16 protein-coding genes are annotated in these 19084 nt (G+C 64.5%); 10 read left to right on the plus strand and 6 right to left on the minus strand.

The genetic code is table 11. The features are described from left to right. Nucleotides 1-184 precede the first annotated feature (184 nt). The 5 genes from PBR20603_RS13160 (at nucleotide 185) to PBR20603_RS13180 (ending at nucleotide 6546) form a co-directional block, all read left to right on the plus strand. Nucleotides 185-3169, plus strand: a complete 2985-nt coding sequence (locus tag PBR20603_RS13160) for a xanthine dehydrogenase family protein molybdopterin-binding subunit (RefSeq protein WP_150559982.1) — start codon at nucleotides 185-187, stop codon at nucleotides 3167-3169. Beyond that, nucleotides 3166-3870, plus strand: a complete 705-nt coding sequence (locus PBR20603_RS13165; protein ID WP_150559983.1) for a (2Fe-2S)-binding protein — start codon at nucleotides 3166-3168, stop codon at nucleotides 3868-3870. Before PBR20603_RS13160 ends, PBR20603_RS13165 begins: the two co-directional genes overlap by 4 nt. A gap of 160 nt (nucleotides 3871-4030) precedes the next feature. Continuing rightward, a complete protein-coding gene (locus PBR20603_RS13170) occupies nucleotides 4031-5281 on the plus strand; it encodes a c-type cytochrome (RefSeq protein WP_150560152.1) in 1251 nt (416 codons plus the stop codon). A 46-nt stretch (nucleotides 5282-5327) separates the two neighbouring features. Further along, the gene (locus PBR20603_RS13175; RefSeq protein WP_150559984.1) at nucleotides 5328-6008 is read left to right on the plus strand and encodes a helix-turn-helix transcriptional regulator; all 681 of its coding nucleotides are present in this window, start codon (nucleotides 5328-5330) and stop codon (nucleotides 6006-6008) included. 163 nt (nucleotides 6009-6171) lie between these two features. Beyond that, nucleotides 6172-6546, plus strand: coding sequence for a VOC family protein (locus PBR20603_RS13180; protein WP_150559985.1), 375 nt, complete (start codon nucleotides 6172-6174; stop codon nucleotides 6544-6546). 62 nt (nucleotides 6547-6608) lie between these two features. Here the strand turns inward: PBR20603_RS13180 and msrA are convergent, their stop codons facing one another. The 3 genes from msrA to msrB all read right to left on the minus strand — a co-directional run bounded on the left by msrA (nucleotide 6609) and on the right by msrB (nucleotide 10101). Then, complete coding sequence (gene msrA, locus PBR20603_RS13185; protein WP_246174656.1) at nucleotides 6609-7316, minus strand: peptide-methionine (S)-S-oxide reductase MsrA; 708 nt, start codon at nucleotides 7314-7316, stop codon at nucleotides 6609-6611. Between the two features lie 206 nt (nucleotides 7317-7522). After that, nucleotides 7523-9370, minus strand: coding sequence for a cytochrome c biogenesis protein DipZ (locus tag PBR20603_RS13190; protein ID WP_150559987.1), 1848 nt, complete (start codon nucleotides 9368-9370; stop codon nucleotides 7523-7525). A 128-nt stretch (nucleotides 9371-9498) separates the two neighbouring features. Next, nucleotides 9499-10101, minus strand: coding sequence for a peptide-methionine (R)-S-oxide reductase MsrB (msrB, locus tag PBR20603_RS13195; protein WP_150559988.1), 603 nt, complete (start codon nucleotides 10099-10101; stop codon nucleotides 9499-9501). Nucleotides 10102-10341: 240 nt separating this feature from the next. Between msrB and PBR20603_RS13200 the strand changes: the two genes are divergently transcribed. Both PBR20603_RS13200 and PBR20603_RS13205 read left to right on the plus strand, forming a co-directional pair. Then, nucleotides 10342-11085 (plus strand): response regulator transcription factor, encoded by a 744-nt coding sequence (locus PBR20603_RS13200; protein WP_150559989.1) that lies wholly within the window; start codon nucleotides 10342-10344, stop codon nucleotides 11083-11085. Further along, nucleotides 11082-12575, plus strand: a complete 1494-nt coding sequence (locus tag PBR20603_RS13205) for a sensor histidine kinase (protein WP_150559990.1) — start codon at nucleotides 11082-11084, stop codon at nucleotides 12573-12575. Before PBR20603_RS13200 ends, PBR20603_RS13205 begins: the two co-directional genes overlap by 4 nt. Here PBR20603_RS13205 and PBR20603_RS13210 read toward each other — a convergent pair. After that, entirely contained in the window at nucleotides 12559-13614 is a 1056-nt protein-coding gene (locus PBR20603_RS13210) for an RHS repeat domain-containing protein (protein WP_150559991.1), read from the minus strand. The genes PBR20603_RS13205 and PBR20603_RS13210 overlap by 17 nt on opposite strands. A gap of 380 nt (nucleotides 13615-13994) precedes the next feature. On the opposite strand from PBR20603_RS13210, the gene groES reads away from it, so the two are divergent. Both groES and groL read left to right on the plus strand, forming a co-directional pair. Next, on the plus strand, nucleotides 13995-14285 hold the full coding sequence (gene groES, locus PBR20603_RS13215; RefSeq protein ID WP_010808449.1) for a co-chaperone GroES: 291 nt from the start codon (nucleotides 13995-13997) through the stop codon (nucleotides 14283-14285). Between the two features lie 49 nt (nucleotides 14286-14334). Further along, nucleotides 14335-15981 (plus strand): chaperonin GroEL, encoded by a 1647-nt coding sequence (gene groL, locus PBR20603_RS13220; protein ID WP_042112375.1) that lies wholly within the window; start codon nucleotides 14335-14337, stop codon nucleotides 15979-15981. Between the two features lie 164 nt (nucleotides 15982-16145). Here groL and PBR20603_RS13225 read toward each other — a convergent pair whose 3' ends face one another. Continuing rightward, on the minus strand, nucleotides 16146-17105 hold the full coding sequence (locus tag PBR20603_RS13225) for a LysR substrate-binding domain-containing protein (protein WP_150559992.1): 960 nt from the start codon (nucleotides 17103-17105) through the stop codon (nucleotides 16146-16148). A 103-nt stretch (nucleotides 17106-17208) separates the two neighbouring features. On the opposite strand from PBR20603_RS13225, the gene PBR20603_RS13230 reads away from it, so the two are divergent. Then, nucleotides 17209-18420, plus strand: coding sequence for an MFS transporter (locus PBR20603_RS13230; RefSeq protein WP_150559993.1), 1212 nt, complete (start codon nucleotides 17209-17211; stop codon nucleotides 18418-18420). Nucleotides 18421-18464: 44 nt separating this feature from the next. On the opposite strand, the gene PBR20603_RS13235 is transcribed toward PBR20603_RS13230, so the two are convergent. After that, nucleotides 18465-19037: a MarR family winged helix-turn-helix transcriptional regulator gene (locus PBR20603_RS13235; protein ID WP_150559994.1), complete on the minus strand. Its 573-nt coding sequence runs from the start codon at nucleotides 19035-19037 to the stop codon at nucleotides 18465-18467. Nucleotides 19038-19084: the final 47 nt, after the last annotated feature.

Raw genomic sequence — 19084 nt, forward strand, 5'->3', positions numbered from 1 at the left:
GCGAGCTTTGTGATCGTGAGACGTCCCCCCAAACAAGACGGACGGAACGCTTATGCCGCGCCTGCCTAGAAAACACTGTCCACCTGCGGCTGTGTCGAGCGACGACGCTCGTCCTGATGCCGCTTCCGAATTCCCTCAGTCTTCCCGAACACCCCAGAGTCCCGATGCAGCGCCCGGCTTCGCCATGTCGCGTCGCGGGTTCCTCAAAGCGTCGGTGGTTGCGGGCATCTCCGTGTACATCGCACCGCTCGGCAGCCGTGCATTCGCCGCGCTCTTCGAGGACAAGAACCTCACGCCGCTCGCGTGGGATGCCGCCAAGGGACAAGCCAAATTCCGCATCGATGGCACGGCCAAAGTGACCGGCGCCAAGATCTTTGCGCGCGACGTACGTTCGCGTGACATGCCGGGCTGGCCCGCGCAGCAGGCACATGCTTTCGTGCTGCGCACGACGCTCGCCGACCGCCCGTACCTCGGCTTCGATCTCTCGCGTCTGGACGGCGGTCTGCAACCGGATCGTGTCGTGACTGCCGACGATCTTGCACGCGACGGCGTGGCATTCCCCGAGTTCTACGGCGACGATATGCTGCTGCCGGCGGGCAAGACACCGGCCTATCTCGGGCACGCAGTCGCGATCCTGATCTATCGCGACTTTGCGCGCTTCCGGTTTGCTAAGGACAAGCTCAAATTCCACGACGAAATCATTCGCTACGGTGACGTGACAGGCCCGCTCGAGCGCGACCCGTGGGGCAGTTTCCGCTACGTGCGCGTGGGGGGCAAAACGGCTTACGACGATGACGTCTACTCGAGCCTGAAGGATGCGCCGATTTTCCCGAGCATGATGCGTAAGCACTTGCCTGTCTGGCCCGACGGCAATGACCACGGCAAGCTCGACGAACAAGGCATGGCGTACGCAGGCAAAATCGGCGAGTCGCTCACGCACCCGCCTGCCAACTGGTTGGTGATGTCGCGCGAGTACCGCACCCAGTCGGTCGACACGGCAGCGCTCGAGCCGGATAACGCCAACTGCTGGTACGACGCCGCCACGCAGACATTGCACATGGTCGTGCCGACGCAATCGCCGTCCGAAGTTGCCGAGAACGCGGCGGCGATGGCGGCCAAGGGCCACTTCCCGGTCAAGCGCCTGATCGTCTATCCGTGCTACACGGTGGGCTACGGCTCGAAGGACCACTACAACATGCCGTTCTATGGTCTGGCCGCCGCGATGTACGGCGACGGTTTGCCTGTGCGGCTGGCCAACGATCGCTACGAACAGTTCCAGACGTCGCTCAAGCGGCACGCGTTCACCATGCGCTATCGCATCGGGGTCGACAAGGACAGCGGTCTGCTTCAGGCGTTTGCTGCCGACATGGAGTGCAACGGCGGGGGGCGGATGAATTTCTCGCCGTCGGTGGCAATGGTGGGGGCAACGGCGGCACAGTCGATCTACTACTTCCCGCAGAGCGATCTGGCGAGTGTGGCGATTGCATCGCGCGCTATCGACGCAGGCTCGGCGCGTGGTTACGGCACGTTGCAGTCGATGGCGGCTACCGAAATGATGATTGACGAGATGGCGGCCCAACTGGGTATCGACGCCATCGATTTCCGTCTCAAGAACGCGCTGCGCTCCGGCATGAAGAACACGCAAGGCGCGATTCCGGCGGGGGCCGTGCGGGTGGACGAAGTGCTCGCCCGTGCCAAGGCGCATCCGCTGTGGACGCAGCGCGACAAGAAGAAGGCGGCGTACGAGGCCGCGCATCCGGGACGTCGTTACGGTGTGGGATTTGCGTGCGTGCAAAAGGACTTCGGCACGGGGGCCGAGACCTCGTTCGCGCGGGTGGAGATCGACGAGACCGGCAAGATCTCGTTGCATCACACGGCCGCCGAGATCGGCACGGGCACATCGACCTCGCAGGCGGTGGCCGTGGCGAAGTGGCTCGGCATGCCCGCAACCGACGTGCATATCGCGATCACCGACTGGCCGGAACTGCCGGTGGTGACGAGCGGCGATCCGTATCTGATGTCGCAGGCAGAGCAGGACAAGCTCGCGGCCAATCCGCGTTGGTCGCCGGGGTACGCGTCGCCGTCGAGCGCGACGAACTCCGCTTTCTATTTCACGCACAGCACACGCGAAGCCGCGCGGTTGCTGTTCTTGCAGGGGCTATGGCCGGCGGCGCTGTCGATCTGGCGTCGCGGACTCGGCGGCGGTCAGGCGGCACCGCTCGTGGTGCGCGCAGAAGACGCGCGCTGGGTCGAAGGCAAGCTCTCGGCCGCAGGGCTCGAGGCGCTACCGTTACCCATGCTGGCCAAAACGGCGCATGAGCTGGGGCTGGTCACTGGGGCGACGGTACACGTCTTCAACCGCTGGCAGTGGGCGGAAGCCGATTGGGATCTGGGCGACGGTGTGACGCAGCGCCTGCCCGTCGACGGCATTGCGTTGCGCTTCGGCAAGGGCGGCGCGAACACGGCGGCTGCCGGGCAGACACCTGCGGCACAAACGCCCGTCGCCAAGGGGGCGCATCGCAGCGCCAACGCGCCGGCGAAATCGGCGTCGCCGGCAGTGGCGGCTGCCAGTGGCGCTGCGGCGACGGGCGCCAAGGGCGCGCCGTCAGCCAATGCGGGAACGGCCGGCATGCAGGTTACGGCGCCCTCGCCCGGCACCGGCTACCGCACGATCGACCGCAAGCGTGTGTATTACCCGCCGGTGCAGCGTAATAACGCTGCCGTCACGTACTACAGCGCCGTCGGCACGCTCGTCGAGCTGTCGGTGCATGAGGCGACCGGCAAGGTCGAGCTGCTGACGCACCATTCCATCATGGAGTGCGGCAACCAGATTTCGCCGCAACTCGTCTCGGGCCAATTGCAGGGCGGCCTCGCGATGGGCATTGGCCATGCGTTGCACGAGTATCTGCCGCTTTATGAAGAGGGGCCGGGCAACGGCACGTGGAATTTCAACCGTTATCACCTGCCGCGCGCCGTCGATGTCGCCGTGTGGACGCAAACGGGTGAGGTGCTGCCGCCGATTTCCGAGACCGATGTGCCCAAGGGGATCGCCGAAGTGGTGATGATTCCCGTGGTGGGGGCGATTGTGAATGGCCTCGCGCACGCGATTGGCCATCGATTTACGGATTTGCCGGTGACACCGGAGAAGATCCAGGAGGTACTGGCATGACGGACGTTTCGAGCGCACCGCAGGCCGCGTCGGACGCCATGGCGACGACCGGCGCGGGACAGGACATGAACGGCGCGAGCGCCGCATCGGCACCGGCTGCCGCGAGTGCGCCGGGGGCGCCGAGTGCCCCGGCAGTGCCGTCGAATGGCAAAAAGCCGTGGGAAACACTCCCGGTGACGGTGAAGGTCAACGGCGTATCGCACGGACCGATGGACGTGCCCGCCGGCCTGATGATGATCGATTTCCTGCACGAGACGCTGGGCCTGACGGGATCGCGTCTGGGCTGCGGGCAGGGCATCTGCCACGCTTGTGTGGTGATCGTCGACCATGCGGACGGCGGCTGCGAGACAGTGCGCACTTGCATTACCGGGGCGAACTATTTCGACGGCAAGACCGTGCGCACGGTGGAGGGTCACGCGGCGCGCGACGCCGACGGCAAGCTGACACTCGCGCCAATTCAGCAGGCGTTTCTCGATCACTTCAGCTTCCAGTGCGGCTACTGCACGCCGGGCTTCGTGAATGCGGCGACGGTGCTCATCGAGGGGCTCAAGCGAAATCCGGTTGCCCGTGCCGATCTTGAAGCCGCGATCACTGCGGGGCTTAACGACCAGATCTGCCGGTGTACGGGTTACGTGCGCTATTACGAGGCCGTGCGTGACGTCATTCTCAAGACACCCGGCTGCATCAAGGATGCGAAATGAAGGACGCGAAATGAAGGGATATGCCATGAGCCTGAATCGCGTCACCCGATGGAGTGCGCGCGCGGCGTGGGTCGCCGCTGTGCTGCTCGTTGCGGCATGCAACGACGCCACGGTGCCCAAGCCTCCGGAGCCAGCGCAGGCGCCGAAGCCAAAGACGTCGATGGTGCCGTCGCTTGTCACGAGCGCGATGGCCGCAGAAGCGCCGGGCGCCACGGCGTCGGCGGCCAGCGGTGCGGCAGCGGCCGCGACGTCTGCATCTCCCGCACCGGCGGCGAATGCGTCGTCCGAACAGATCGCTCGCGGCAAGTATCTGGCGCGCGCGGCCGATTGCGCGGCCTGTCATACGAGTGCAGCGGGCGCGCCGTTTGCGGGCGGTGTGCCGCTCAAATCGCCGTTTGGCACGTTCTACGGCACGAACATCACGCCGGACAAGACGAACGGCATCGGTGGCTGGACGGCTGACGACTTCTATCGCGCACTGCATGACGGTGTCGCGCCGGACAAGGCGCTGTACCCGGCCATGCCGTACACGTCCTATCGCCAGATGACCCGTGCGGACAGCGACGCCATCTACGCGTACCTGATGTCGGTGAAACCGATCGCGGTGCCCAACCGCAAGCACGACCTCTCGTTCCCGTACAACATGCGTTTCGGTATGCGCGTGTGGGACTGGATGTTCCTGAAGGACACGCTGCCCGATGCCTCCAAGGGGCAGTCGGCCGACTGGCTGCGGGGACGCTACCTCGCAAACGCCCTGGGGCACTGTGCGGAGTGCCACACGCCGCGCGGTACGTTCGGTCAGCTCGACAAGGCGAAGCCGCTCGGCGGCGCGGCGCTTGCCCGTATTGCGGCGCCCGATCTGACGCCCGAGGCGCTGGCCGCGCGCGGCTGGACGGTGAAGGATCTGCAAACGTTCTTCGGTACGGGAATTGCCCCGCAAGGGTCGGCGTTCGGCGAAATGTATCCGGTGGTGCACCTGAGTACGCAATACCTCACGCCCGACGATCTGCGTTCGCTCTCGACGTATCTGCTTGGCGACGCCGCGCCTGCGCCGAAACCGTTACCGGACAATCCCGATACGAGCAAGCTGACGGCGGGCCGCAATCTTTACCTCGCTGTGTGTGCGGGGTGTCACGCCGCCGATGGCACGGGCAAGCCGCACGTTGCCGTGTCGATGCTGGGGAATTCGACGGTGCGTCAGAAAGATCCGCGCAATCTGATCGTTGCGATTCTCGACGGCATCGAGCCGCAGAAATTCCCAGGGCTGGAGGCGATGCAGGACATGCCCGGGTTCGACAGACGGCTTACCGACGCGCAGATTGCCGAGCTGAGCAACTACCTGCGCGTGGCATACGGCGGGCAGGCGGGCGACGTGAACTCCGAGATCGTCAAACAACTGCGTCAGAAGTGATCTGATGCACCACCTCACGGGACCGCATGGCGCATAATGACGCGCCATGTCTCGCACTCAACGCCTCTTCTCCCTGATGCAGTTGCTGCGCCGTCACCGTTACCCGGTGGCGGGCGCGGCGCTGGCCGACTCGCTTGGCGTGAGTCTGCGCACGCTCTACCGGGACATTGCCGTATTGCAGGCGCAGGGCGCGCACATCGAGGGCGCACCGGGGTTGGGTTACGTGCTCAAACCCGGTTTCCTGCTGCCGCCGCTGATGTTCTCGGAAGAGGAGATCGAGGCCATCGTGCTGGGCTCTCGCTGGGTAGCCAAGCGCACGGACGGTGCACTGGCCGACGCGGCGGCAAACGCGTTGGCCAAGATCGCGGCGGTGCTTCCGCCGGATCTGCGCGCCTCGCTTGAGGCGTCGACACTGCTCATCGGTCCGGGCGATCCGTTGCCGCCGATGATTGTCGACCTGACCGTCATTCGCGAGGCCATTCGTGCCGAGCGCAAACTCCACTTGTCCTACCGTGATGAGGCCGGTCGTGTGTCCGAGCGCGTCATCTGGCCGTTCGCACTCGGCTTCTTCGAGCGGGTTCGCATGATCGTCGCGTGGTGCGAACTACGTGACGGCTTCCGCCATTTCCGCGCGGATCGCATCGAAGCGATGACCGTGACCGGAACGCGCTACCCGCGCGGGCGGCGCGCGTTGCTCAAGACGTGGCGCGAAACGATTGACAGATAGCGATTTCCGACCGTTGGCACTCCGTTCAAATAGGCGTTCGACTGCTGACAAAAACTGACAGCATCCCTTCGTACGATGGCACCCATGACAGCGCGCGGCGGCCCCGGAAGTTCGGCGGCCGACGAGGCGATGTGTCATTCATAACAAGCGCTAGGAGCTAGTCATGCTGCATCCGAACATGGTCAATCTGTATGTTGCGAGTCCCCCCGAGAGTGCGGCGTTTTACGCCGATCTGTTCGACCTGGAACCGGTCGAAGCGTCGCCCGGGTTTGCGCTGTTCGAATTCCCCTCGGGAATGAAGCTCGGACTGTGGGCGCGCTTTGCCGTGGCGCCGACGGTGATCGCCCCGCCGGGCGGCAGCGAAATTGTGATGCCGGTGGCGTCCAACGCACACGTCGATGCCACGTGGGAAGACTGGAGCGCCCGGGGCATCACCATCGTGCAGGCGCCAACGACCATGGACTTCGGTCGCACGTTCGTGGCATCCGACCTCGATGGACACCGGTTGCGCGTGTACAAGCTCGCAGAGAATCGGTAACGATGTGCGGCGGGGGCAGAGCGGGGCGCGTGACAACGCCCGTCGCCCTTGCCGCAGCGATGCTACTTGGTGGACGCCGCCTTCACGAGCACCGGCGTGTCGCGATACAGTGAGGGGAAGAGACGTTTGAGGTCGTTCACCTTCGGCAGATCGTTGATGACGATGTACGGATACGTCGGATGCTCGGTCAGGAAGTCCTGATGATAGGTCTCGGCAGCAAAAAACCCCGTGTACTTCTCGACCTTGGTCACGATGGGCTTGCTGTAGGCGTGCGAGGCGTCGAGCTGGGCGATGTATGCGTTGGCGACGCTGCGCTGCGTATCGCTCGTCGGGAACACGGCTGAGCGATATTGCGTGCCGCTGTCAGGGCCCTGACGGTTCAGTTCTGTCGGGTTGTGCGCCACGGAGAAGTAAATTTGCAGCAGCTTTCCGTAGGAGACCTGCTGTGGATCGAAGGTCACCTCCACCGATTCGGCATGGCCTGTCGAGCCGCTGCTGACCGTTTCGTAATCGGCGGTCTTCGCGGTACCGCCGGCATAGCCGGACACGGCCCTCGTCACGCCCTTCACGTGCTGGAACACGCCTTGCACGCCCCAGAAGCACCCCCCGGCGAACACCGCCGTTTCGCTGCGAGCGCCCGTGGCGGGCTCGTCAATCTTCGGTGCGGCGATGACGACGGCCGCTTCGGCACCGCCGAACGCGTAGGCGCCGACTTGCCAGACTAGTACCCCGGCGGCGGCGGCTGCTGCACCGACCAGCACGCGTCGCATCCGCGAGGCTGACGATGCGCGGCGCGGCGGCTGGCTCGGGGTGTCGTTGTGCGCTTGCGAGCGGGGATGCGGATCGAATGGATCGAATTGGGTCATTTGAAAACTCCCGGCGTCGGCAGACGCCTCGGTGGCAACGGCAATGGAAATTCGGTGCCGGTTCGTGACAATCGGCGACAGGTCGTGTGATCTCTCTGGCGCATTCGTCCTCAACCAAACGTAAAGGCGTAGGCGGACGCGCCCGGATCGAGAAACTCGATGGCGAACGTCCGATCGCGCACATCGCCCGACTGACGCACCAACTGATACAGGCGCTGTGAGGTCACCATGCCCGTGCCGTCGGCGGCGACGTCGGAGCCGTGCGCATCGCCGGGCGTTTGGCCGTCGACTGTCACGCGAAAGCGCACGGGTTTGCCGCTGGCGTCCGGGCCGAGCACGAGATGCAGGTCACGGGCATGGAAGCGGTAGACGATGCTTGCGCCGGCCCGGGTTGCCGTGGCCTGTTCCGGCCCAACGCGCCAGCCACCGTTCAGTGCCCAGTGGTTGAGCGACGGCATCGCCGGGGCGCGATAGTCATTGGCCTGATCGCGCACCGTGCCGCCCGGGGAGGCGAAATTCTCGGCCCGTTCGTAGCCGACATAGGTTTCCGGCGAACCGACATCGCGCATGTCGGCGGCTTGCTGGATGCCATTGGCCTGCACGTCGGCAACACCGCCGGCGACCTGCTTGGCACCGGCTTCGCGCAACAGTTGCTGGATCACGCGCTCCGATTCGGCGTAATTGCCTTCGCCAAAGTGGTGGTATCGCACGCGGCCCTGCGCGTCGATGAAGTAGTGCGCCGGCCAGTATTGGTTGTTGAAGCCGCGCCAGATCGCGAAGTTGTTGTCGATGGCGACCGGGTAGTCGACGCCCAGATCGTGTACGGCCTTCTTCACGTTGCCGATGTCGCGTTCGAACGCGAACTCGGGCGCATGAACACCGATGACGACGAGGCCCTGATCGCGATACTTCTGCGCCCACGCCTTCACGTACGGCAGCGTGCGCAGGCAGTTGATGCAGGAGTAGGTCCAGAAGTCGATGAGCACGACCTTGCCGCGCAGGGCTTGTGCCGTTAGCGGCGGCGAGTTCAGCCATTGCACGGCACCGTCGAGCGAGGGCAACTGGCCTTCGACCGGCAGTGGAGCGGGGGCATCGACGGCGGTGCGCATCATGGCATTGCTGCTGGCCATCATGGCAGGGCCGCCCGCATTGGTCTGATCGGCTGCCGGGGCGTTCGGTGCGGGCGCGTTGATATTGGCGGCGTCGTGGCGGCGTGCGCCAAGCTGTTCAACGAGCTTTTGCTCGATGCCGCCCGTCGACGCTGTCGAAATCTGTGCGAGCACGCCGGTGTCCAGACCGAACGCGATGGCGGCAACGCCCGCGAGCATCAGTCCGCCGAGCACGCGGCGAATCCATTCTCCTGCGCCGAGCGAGCGTTTCATGGCGGTAAAGACGCGTCCGCCGACGAGCAGCGCTAGCGCGAGCGACGTGGCAGCGCCTGCCGCGTAGGCGAGCAGCAGGAGTGTCGTGCCGACGCTTGCGCCTTGCAACGCCGCGCCCGTGAGTACCAGACCGAGGATCGGGCCGGCGCATGGCGCCCAGAGCAGGCCGGTGGCAATGCCGAGCAGGAACGATGCGCCGGGGCGTGGGCCCGTGGCCGCGGCGCCGGTGGCGGCGCTGTCGCCTTGTGCAGACTGCGACAGACGGTCGCCGAGCGACACGAGCGGATGCGTGAGTCGTTCGGCGAGCTTCGGCAAGAGCAGCGTCGCTCCGAAGAACGCGACGAGCGCGAGTGCGAGCCAGCGGCCGTACTGGTTCGCCTGCACGACCCAGCTACCGCCGACGGCTGCGAGCGTGGCGACCAGCGCGAACATCAGCACCATACCGGCGAGCATGGGCAGCACGCTGCGCGAGAAGGATTGGCCTGCACGCGAGAAGACGAAGGGCAGCACCGGCAGAATGCACGGACTGACGATTGTCAGAACCCCGCCGAGATAGGCAAGGATGAGCAAGGTCATGAAGCGCTCCTGACGCAACACCCGAATGCCGGGCGAAGCGGGTTGTTAAGGGGGTGGCGGTGAATCGGATCTGGCGGCCGGGCGGAATAGCCACTTTGCCGATGGCGTTGGCCAGCGGGGTTCCGAGCTCAGGCGGCTTGCGGATTGAACGTCATGGCAAGGCCGTTCATGCAGTAGCGCAGGCCTGTCGGCTTCGGACCGTCGTCGAACACGTGGCCCAGGTGACCGCCGCAGCGCCGGCAATGGACTTCGGTGCGCACCATGCCAAAAGTCGTGTCGCTACGCGTACCGACGGCATGCGCTAGCGGGGTCCAGAAACTTGGCCAGCCGGTGTGGCTGTCGAACTTCGTGCGCGACGAGAAGAGCGGCAGCGCGCAACCGGCGCATGCGAAGGTGCCCGCACGGTGTTCGTCGTTCAGTGGGCTCGAATAGGGGCGCTCGGTCCCCTCCTGACGCAGAATTTCGTACTGCCCGGGCGTCAGGCGCTTGCGCCACTCGGCGTCGCTGTAGGCAACCTCGAATTGCTCGGGGGCGCTGGCGCGGCGAGCGTCGTCGGCCTGTGCCGGGCGCACGAGGCGGGGCACCAGCCCTGCGGCGACGGCGGCGGCCGCGGCGGTGGCGCTCAGCAGGAACACGCGGCGCGACGGCGTCGGGCTCGCGCTAGCAGCAACCGCACGGCGCGGCCGAGACGGCTCGGGCGGGGTGCGCGGATCGATTTTGGACAAACGCATGACATCCTCCGGTCAGTAGGCCGATCCGGCGCGGGGCTGGCCGGCCGTCACGTATTCAGGGGGAGCGGGACGGCGGCAGTACGGCACAGCGGGGATCCGCGCCGGATCGATGACTCAAGCGTAGTGCGGCAGCGATGCCGAAGTCCTCACGTAAAATTAAACAATTCGTGATACCTCACAGTGCCTGAACTGCGCACAATGGGGTCTCCAAGACCCACTTTCCCGGGAGTCGTCCCTCCGATGGAATCGCCGCGCCGTGTTTTGCTCGTTGAAGACGACGTGCATATCGCCGACCTGCTCACGCTGCATCTGCGCGATGAGCGATTCGAAGTCGTGCATTGCGCCGACGGCGACGAGGGCCTGCGCCGGTTGTCCGAGGGGGGCTGGGATGCCCTGATCCTCGATCTGATGCTGCCGGGCGTCGACGGGCTCGAAATCTGTCGCCGGGCGCGCCAGATGACCCGCTACACACCCATCATCATCACGAGTGCGCGCTCCAGCGAAGTGCATCGGATTCTCGGGCTGGAGCTGGGGGCGGACGACTATCTGGCCAAGCCGTTTTCGGTGCTGGAGCTGGTGGCGCGGGTCAAGGCGCTCATGCGGCGGGTCGATGCCCTTGCCCGCAACGCGCGCATGGAAGCGGGCAGCCTGGCGATCGCCGGGCTGTTCATCGACCCGATTGCCCGCGAGGCGTCGCTCGGCGGCAAGCTGCTCGATCTCACGCCGCGTGAGTTCGATCTTCTGTACTTCTTCGCCCGCCAGCCCGGCAAGGTGTTCTCGCGCATGGACCTGCTCAATGCCGTCTGGGGCTATCAGCACGAGGGTTACGAGCACGCCGTCAATACGCACATCAATCGGCTGCGTGCCAAGATCGAAGCGGATCCGGCGCAGCCGACGCGAATCCTCACGGTTTGGGGGCGGGGTTACAAGTTCGCGACCGACGGCGGGCCGGACGGCCCGAGTGCCGACGCAGGAGCCGCATGATGCGCCGCTGGAATCTCACCCTGACGCAGCGCCTTTCGCTGGTCTTCGCGGTACTGCTGCTGGTGTGCTGCGGCACGTCGGCGTGGATGCAGGTGCGCGCCAATCGCATGCACGAGGCGGAAGTGATTCAGGGGCTCTCTCGCGGGCTCGCGGAGCACATTGCCGCCAACGCGCAACTGATGGATGCGAACGGTATGAAGCCCGATGCCGTGCGGCGACTGTTCGGTCAACTAATGGTCGTGAATCCGAGCGTCGAGGTCTATCTGCTCGACATGCAGGGGCGCGTTACCGGTCACGCCGCGCCCGAAGGCCATTTGCGGCGCATGCAGGTCGATCTGGCGCCTGTTCACCGGCTGCTCGATGGGGAAGCCTTGCCGATCTACGGCGACGATCCGCGTAACACCGACGTTCGCAAGGTGTTTAGTGCCGCGCCCCTGCGCGTGGACGGACGGGAAGTCGGATACGTGTATGTTGTGCTGCTCGGTGAGGCGCACGACCGCTTCGCCGAGCGTGGGGCGACGAGCGCGGCACTCAATACCGCGCTTTGGTCCATCGGACTGGTGGCTGCGCTGTGCCTGATCGCCGGTCTGGCAGCGTTCGCGCTCATCGCCCGGCCGCTGCGGCGTTTGACGGATGCCGTGCGCGACTTCGATATCGATGCTGCCCCGGTGCCACCACTGCCCGAAGTGTCGGCGAGCGAGTTGGCGTCGCAGCAGGCGCGTCCGAGCGACGAGATCGTGGTGCTCGAGCGTGCCTTCCGGCAGATGGTCGAGCGGCTGGGCACACAATGGCGCACGCTGACGCGTCAGGATCAGGAACGGCGCGAACTCATCGCCAACATCTCGCACGACTTGCGCACGCCGCTGTCCTCGCTGCACGGTTATCTCGAAACGCTGTCGCTCAAGGACGCCACGCTGACGCCCGCCGAGCGTCGGCGTTATCTGGGGATTGCGCTCGACCAGAGCCGCAAGGTCGGGGCGTTGGCGCAGTCGCTTTTCGAGTTGGCGCGTCTTGAGCACGGTTTCGTGCAGCCCGAGGCCGAGCCGTTCTCCGTGACCGATCTGATACAGGACGTCTTCCAGAAATTCGAGTTGAGCGCGGAGTCGCGCGGGGTGACGCTGCGTGCGCGACTCGCGCCGCAAATTCCCGCCGCGCGTGCCGATCTCGGTCTGATCGAACGGGTATTCACGAACCTTCTAGACAACGCGTTGCGCTATACGCCTTCAGGCGGGGAAATTACGGTGGCGGTTGCACCGGTCGGCGCGGAGGTCGAGGTGCTCGTGAGCGATACCGGACCGGGCATTCCCGAGAGCGCGCGCGAAGGACTCTTCGAGCGGCCGTTCACGGTGGGCGGTGCCCGCCGCGAGGGCGGGCTGGGCTTGCGTATCGTGCATCGCATCCTGCAACTGCATGGCCGGCGTATCACGCTGGTGGGCACTGCCGGTCAGCCCGGACAGGGCGCAACGTTCCGCTTCACTTTGCCGACGTAATGTGGTTGTCTGCCGATGCTGTCGGCACAGCGTCGAAATAGGTCAGTTTGCGCACGAAGACGTTGGCGAACGGGTCGACCTTTTCGCCGGGGGCGGCAGGTGAGGTGATCACCACGCGCACGATATTGCCGTGGCTGTCGTACTTGTAGTGATACTCGGACACATGATGCTCGCCGGTGGCCGCGTCGGTGCGAGTCACACGCGTCAATTCATGGCGCGGCGAGTATTCCGAGACCTCGTTGTCCCATGCCAGCGCGAGCCACTGACCGTCGATGAAGGCTGCCGCGCCGTTGTCGTGAACGATGCGGCTGCCGTCAGGCTTGCGCTCCACGCGCGCGAAGGTGCGATAGGAGACCACCTTCGGTGCGGGACGGACCTTGCCGTCTGCCGTGATGACCTGACGCGCCTCATTCGGTGCTTCCCACTGTCGCGAGAGCGCGAAGCATTCGTCGTCGAACAGGCGCGCCTGCAGGCTGCCCGCGCGGCGATGATGCATGCCGTTCGCCGAAGTGACGATGCGGCGTGTCCATTCCAGTTGACCGTCGCTTTCCTGACGCACCTGCTCTTTCCACGTCCCGCGGCGTGTGGCGCCGCGCACGACCCAGGCGTCGGCACTTTGCCAATCGACGGGGGCGCCGTCAATGCTGCGCAGCCGTCCATCGGCATCGTAGGTGTAACGTCCGCGGTCGGTGCTCGAGAGCAGGTGACCCTGCGCGTCGAACTCCATCACGAAGCGATTGCCGTTATCGAGCGGGCCGACTTTGCCGGTATTGCGGTCATAGCTGGCGACGAAGCGCGTTTCCTCGATGCGGCGAACACCGGTGGGAATGCCGCCGAAGTTGCGCATCAGATCGTCTTCCTCGCGCAGTGAGGTCTGCACGCACCACGGCAGCGGGGCAGACGCTTGCGGCGCATCGGCGGCGGGTTGAGCGCCGGAGGGCGCGGGCATCGGTGGGCTTGCCGCAGCAGGGCTCGCCGGGGGGCTGGCGGGCTGCGGGCCGGCGCAGCCCGCCAGCGCTGCTGCCAGCGTGATGAGCATGAGTGCGCTACGGACGGGACGTACGGAAAGCACGGAACGGACGGATCGGACAGGTAAAGCGGACGTCATCGCAGGTGATTTGCCGGAGAAAATTCTTCCGCGATTGTACCGGCTCTGTGTGACGGGGCCGTCGCAGCGCATGGAAAGGGTGTGGAACAGGGCGTCGCGGCGGGTTTCCATGACGGATCCTGATGCTCGGACAGGAAAAATCGGCAACAGACTTTGCATCCGGGAAAACCCCGCATCTTGAAATCGTATAACCCCGTCCCTATAATTAGCACTCGTTGGCACAGAGTGCTAACGCCATGAATTCACCACATATGCAAATGTTTGCATATTTAGTTTTGACGATCTCACACTGAGAGAATGAGGAGCTTGTAATGAACCTTCGTCCCTTGCATGACCGCGTTATTGTCAAGCGCCTGGACAACGAAACGAAGACCGCATCGGGCATCGTGATCCCTGACGCCGCCGCTGAAAAGCCGGATCAGGGCGAGATCCTGGCTGTCGGCCCGGGCAAGCGCGATGATCAAGGCAAGTTGATCGCACTCGACGTGAAGGTGGGCGACCGTGTTCTGTTCGGCAAGTACGCCGGCCAGGCCGTCAAGGTCGATGGCCAGGAACTGCTGGTCATGCGCGAAGAAGACATCATGGCCGTCGTGGCCGCCTAAGTCTGTCTCCCCCAGACATCTTACGTAAAGTATTCAAGGAGTTATTGCAATGGCAGCTAAAGAAGTCGTTTTCGGCGATGCCGCTCGTGCCAAGATGGTCGAGGGTGTCAACATTCTCGCCAATGCCGTCAAGGTGACCCTGGGCCCGAAGGGCCGTAACGTCGTGCTCGAGCGCAGCTTCGGCGGCCCGACCGTGACCAAGGACGGTGTGTCGGTCGCCAAGGAAATCGAACTCAAGGACAAGCTCCAGAACATGGGCGCGCAAATGGTCAAGGAAGTGGCTTCCAAGACCAGCGACAACGCCGGTGACGGTACCACCACCGCTACGGTGCTGGCTCAGTCGATCGTGCGCGAAGGCATGAAGTTCGTGGCCTCGGGCATGAACCCGATGGATCTGAAGCGCGGTATCGACAAGGCCGTTGCTGCCGCCATCGAAGAACTGCGCAAGATCAGCAAGCCCTGCACGACCAACAAGGAAATCGCACAAGTCGGCTCGATCTCGGCCAACAGCGACACCTCGATTGGTGACTACATCGCCAAGGCGATGGACAAGGTCGGCAAGGAAGGCGTGATCACCGTCGAAGACGGCAAGTCGCTGCAAGACGAGCTGGACGTCGTCGAAGGTATGCAATTCGACCGCGGCTACCTCTCGCCGTACTTCATCAACACCCCGGAAAAGCAAGTCGCGATCCTGGAGAACCCGTTTGTCCTGCTGTTCGACAAGAAGGTCTCGAACATCCGTGATCTGCTGCCGGTGCTCGAGCAAGTCGCCAAGGCTGGCCGTCCGCTGCTGATCATCGCCGAAGATGTCGAGGGCGAAGCCCTGGCAACGCTGGTGGTGAACAACATCCGTGGCATCCTGAAGACCTGCGCCGTCAAGGCACCGGGCTTCGGCGACCGCCGCAAGGCCATGCTGGAAGACATCGCCATCCTGACGGGCGGCCAGGTCATCGCCGAAGAAATCGGTCTGACGCTGGAAAAGGCCACGCTCAACGAGCTGGGTCAAGCCAAGCGTATCGAAATCGGCAAGGAAAACACCATCATCATCGACGGTGCCGGTGAAGCCGCCAACATCGAAGCGCGCGTCAAGCAGATCCGCGCCCAGATCGAAGAAGCTTCGAGCGACTACGACCGTGAAAAGCTGCAAGAGCGCGTGGCCAAGCTGGCCGGCGGTGTTGCCGTGATCAAGGTCGGCGCTGCGACCGAAGTCGAAATGAAGGAAAAGAAGGCTCGCGTCGAAGATGCGCTGCACGCTACCCGCGCTGCCGTGGAAGAAGGCATTGTCCCGGGCGGCGGCGTTGCACTGCTGCGCGCTCGCGTGGCCGTGGCCGACATCAAGGGCGCCAACGCTGACCAGGACGCCGGTATCAAGATCGTTCTGCGCGCCATGGAAGAGCCGCTGCGCCAGATCGTCACCAACGGTGGCGAAGAAGCCAGCGTCGTTGTGGCCAACGTGATTGCCGGTAAGGGCAACTACGGCTACAACGCGTCGACCGGCGAGTACGGCGACCTGGTGGAAATGGGCGTTGTGGATCCGACGAAGGTCACCCGCACCGCACTGCAAAACGCCGCATCGGTCTCGGGCCTGCTGCTCACGACCGACTGCGCTGTTGCCGAACTGCCGAAGGAAGATGCACCGATGGCTGGCGGCATGGGCGACATGGGCGGTATGGGCGGCATGGGCATGGGCATGTAAGTCTCGCAAGAGACTGCATGATGGGGCGCCGCAAGGCACCCCGCCTGCCTGGTCGCCGGGCTTAGCCGCTGAATCTTCGATTCGGCGGTTAGCGCCCGCACCAAAACGGCAACGAGTTCTCCGGAATTCGTTGCCGTTTTTTTTGGCCGAATCTGTGCCCGAATCTATGGTTGCGTGGGCGTAATGTCGCTGTTGCCGCCTTGCACGCGCGGTGTGACGAGCGGTGTCGTGGCAGCGATCTCATCCTGCATCCACTGCCAAAAAGCGTGAATCGCTCGCTCGCGCGGGTGGTTTTCCCGCCAGTTCACGTGATATTCGAGGCTCGGCGGAATGCGCGCGTCACCGATCTGCACCAACTCGCCTGAGGCGAGTGCATCACGTACGAGCAAACTGCGCGTCGTGGCAACGCCCTGTCCGGCAATCGCCGCCCGCAGGAGTAACCCCGAATCGTCGAAAATCGGTCCGCGTGTGGGCTCGTGCGGAGGCAATCCCGCAGCGACCTGCCAATCGCGCCACGATCGATGGGCGAAGCGCAGCATCGGCAGTTTGTCCGTATCCGCAACGGTGAACCCCGGCACGCGTGCAAGCAGGTCAGGGTGGCATACGGCAATCACGTAGTCGTCAAGCAGTTTGCGCGTGACGAATCCCGTCTGTTCCACACGTTGATGCCAGATGCCCACGTCGACCGAATACGGGTCAGGGGCGGCGATATCCGCGTGAAGCCGAATCATCAGATCGATGCCGGGATGCTGCTCGCTAAAGCGGTTCAGCCGGGGAATCAACCATTGCGCCGCCAGATCGGTCATCACACTGATTTCCAGACGCACCGTCGCCGGCAACGCGCCGGGCGCGGTGCCGGCCCGTGCTTCGGCGATCGCCTCGTCAAGCTCCGACATGCCGATGCGCACTCGCTCGGCCAGACGCGCGCCGACGCTTGTCGGGATCATCCGCGCACCCACGCGGCGGAACAGCGCCGTGCCGAGCTGCTGCTCGAGCGAGCGCATATGATGGCTCACCGCACTGTGCGTCAAATTCAATTCCTCCGCTGCACGCGTAAAACTGCGGTGACGGGCGGCGGCTTCGAGCGCGCGCAGTGACTGAAGGGGAGGGAGGTGTTGGAACATGATGTCAAATTCTACTCACAATGCGAGCGCAAAGGTTTCGTTGGCATCACGGCGCTGTTCCATCGAAAATTCATACCCAAGCAATTTACTAGGGTATAGCTTCATGTCGAAGGCACTTCGCATCTTCGTGCTGTTCGCCTGCGGATACTTCGTGTCATACGTGTATCGCGGGGTGAACATTGGGTTTGCGCCGTTCATGACGCGCGAACTCGGTCTGTCGTCCGCCGATCTCGGCTTGCTGACGAGTCTCTATTTCCTCGGCTTCGCCGGAGCGCAATTGCCTGCTGGCGTATTGCTCGACAAATTCGGCCCGCGCCGTGTGGCGTCGCTTGTGCTGCTGTTGGCGGCGGCCGGCGCTGCGCTGTTCGGACTGGCGCAGGGCGTTGGTGCGCTGATGGTGGGGCGTCTGCTCATCGGTGTGGGCGTGTCGGTGTGTCTCGGCAGCGCGTTCAAGGCGCTAGCGCAGTGGTTTCCGGTGGCGCGTCTGCCGTTGCTCAACGGTCTGGTGATGGCCGTGGGCGGCATGGGCGGGGTCGTGGTCGGCACGCCGCTGAACTGGCTGCTCGGCCTGACGGACTGGCGCATCGTGTCGTTCGGGCTCGCCGCGCTGACGGTCCTCATGTCGATTGCGCTGTGGTTCGGTGCGCCAGAGAAGCCGGGTTCCCACGCGCAAGGGGGCCTGTCCGAGGCGCTGAAGGGCGTTCGCCAGGTGCTGGGAAGCGGCGTGTTCTGGAAAGTGACGTCGCTCTCCGGCATCACGCAGGGCGTGTTCTACGCGATGCAGTCGCTCTGGATGGCGCCGTTCATGCGCGACGTGGAAGGGCTGTCCGAGGTGCAGGCGGCTTCGCTGGTGTCGGTCGTGGGGCTTGCGATGATGGCTGGCAGCGTGGTGTTCGGCGCGGCCGCGCGCTCGCTCGAACGTCGTGGTGTGAGCGTGTTTGCGTTTTCCGGCGCCGGCATGGTGTTGTTCGTCGTGGTGCAGTTCCTGCTGATGATGCGCGCGCCGATTCCGCCGGTCTGGTTGTGGGCGGCGTATGGGATATTCGGCGGCACGGGCATTCTTTCATATGCGGTGCTCGCAGAACATTTCCACGGCACGCTGATCGGACGCGTGAATACGTCGCTCACCCTCGTGATCTTCCTGCTGATCTTTCTTTGTCAGGTGGGTGTGGGGGCCATGCTCGGTGCCTATGCGGCGCACAGCGCGCAGGCGCATTTCTCCGCGTGGATGGTGCTGATCGTGCTCCAGGTGCTGGGGGCGTTGTGGTACTTCTGGCCGCAACGCCAGAGCGTCGGAAAAGCAGCCGCAGCGTGATGTGACGCGAGGGCGGCGCGCCGTGCGACGCTGTCGCGCCCTCCTCAATGTCCGGCTTCGAGCGCGCGCAACCAGGTGCTCAGGCCGGACTCGATGTCCGCGAGGGTCGCTTTCGGCAGTGGTGCCAGCATGCGATGTTCGTTCGCGACGTGAGCCTCGACGGCCCGCTCGATGAGCGCGAATCCGGCATCCGTGAGTTGCACGAGCGTGCTGCGAGCGTCATCCGGATTGGCGACACGGGCGATCCAACCTCGCGCCTCCAGACGCTGCAATCGATGCGTCATCGTCCCCGACGTCACCATCAACGCTGAAAACAGGGCAGTCGGCGCCAGCCGGTAAGGTGCCCCTGAGCGACGCAACGTCGCCAGCATGTCAAATTCCCACCCACTCATGTCGAACTCGGCGAACGTCGCGTCGAGTTGCTGCTGGACGAGCGCCGCGCAGCGCTTGAGGCGGCCAATGACGCCCATCGGCGAGACATCCAGATCGGGACGCTCGCGATGCCACTGCGCGAGGATGCTATCGACGGCATCGCCATTTCTCGCCTCGGCTTTCTCCGTCGGATCGATCTCGGCCGCGGCGCGCGTCGTACGATTTCCTGTTGACCGGTTGCCCATGTATGACTCCAGTTGTCTTGACATCAAGACAAAATGATACCAAACTG

It is taken from the genome of Pandoraea bronchicola (genome assembly GCF_902459805.1).
In the GTDB taxonomy this organism is placed as follows: Bacteria; Pseudomonadota; Gammaproteobacteria; order Burkholderiales; family Burkholderiaceae; genus Pandoraea; species Pandoraea bronchicola.

Excerpts from the sequence above, each read along its gene's own strand:
- msrB (WP_150559988.1), bottom strand. The coding sequence starts at position 10,101 with ATGCGTTTGTCCAAAATCGATCCGCGCACCCCGCCCGAGCCGTCTCGG.
- msrA (WP_246174656.1), bottom strand. The coding sequence starts at position 7,316 with ATGCGACGCGTGCTGGTCGGTGCAGCAGCCGCCGCCGCCGGGGTACTA.
- PBR20603_RS13205 (WP_150559990.1), top strand. The coding sequence starts at position 11,082 with ATGATGCGCCGCTGGAATCTCACCCTGACGCAGCGCCTTTCGCTGGTC.
- PBR20603_RS13235 (WP_150559994.1), bottom strand. The coding sequence starts at position 19,037 with ATGGGCAACCGGTCAACAGGAAATCGTACGACGCGCGCCGCGGCCGAG.
- PBR20603_RS13210 (WP_150559991.1), bottom strand. The coding sequence starts at position 13,614 with ATGCTCATCACGCTGGCAGCAGCGCTGGCGGGCTGCGCCGGCCCGCAG.
- PBR20603_RS13170 (WP_150560152.1), top strand. The coding sequence starts at position 4,031 with ATGGTGCCGTCGCTTGTCACGAGCGCGATGGCCGCAGAAGCGCCGGGC.
- PBR20603_RS13160 (WP_150559982.1), top strand. The coding sequence starts at position 185 with ATGTCGCGTCGCGGGTTCCTCAAAGCGTCGGTGGTTGCGGGCATCTCC.
- PBR20603_RS13200 (WP_150559989.1), top strand. The coding sequence starts at position 10,342 with ATGGAATCGCCGCGCCGTGTTTTGCTCGTTGAAGACGACGTGCATATC.
- PBR20603_RS13175 (WP_150559984.1), top strand. The coding sequence starts at position 5,328 with ATGTCTCGCACTCAACGCCTCTTCTCCCTGATGCAGTTGCTGCGCCGT.
- PBR20603_RS13165 (WP_150559983.1), top strand. The coding sequence starts at position 3,166 with ATGACGGACGTTTCGAGCGCACCGCAGGCCGCGTCGGACGCCATGGCG.
- PBR20603_RS13225 (WP_150559992.1), bottom strand. The coding sequence starts at position 17,105 with ATGTTCCAACACCTCCCTCCCCTTCAGTCACTGCGCGCGCTCGAAGCC.
- PBR20603_RS13230 (WP_150559993.1), top strand. The coding sequence starts at position 17,209 with ATGTCGAAGGCACTTCGCATCTTCGTGCTGTTCGCCTGCGGATACTTC.
- groL (WP_042112375.1), top strand. The coding sequence starts at position 14,335 with ATGGCAGCTAAAGAAGTCGTTTTCGGCGATGCCGCTCGTGCCAAGATG.
- groES (WP_010808449.1), top strand. The coding sequence starts at position 13,995 with ATGAACCTTCGTCCCTTGCATGACCGCGTTATTGTCAAGCGCCTGGAC.
- PBR20603_RS13190 (WP_150559987.1), bottom strand. The coding sequence starts at position 9,370 with ATGACCTTGCTCATCCTTGCCTATCTCGGCGGGGTTCTGACAATCGTC.
- PBR20603_RS13180 (WP_150559985.1), top strand. The coding sequence starts at position 6,172 with ATGCTGCATCCGAACATGGTCAATCTGTATGTTGCGAGTCCCCCCGAG.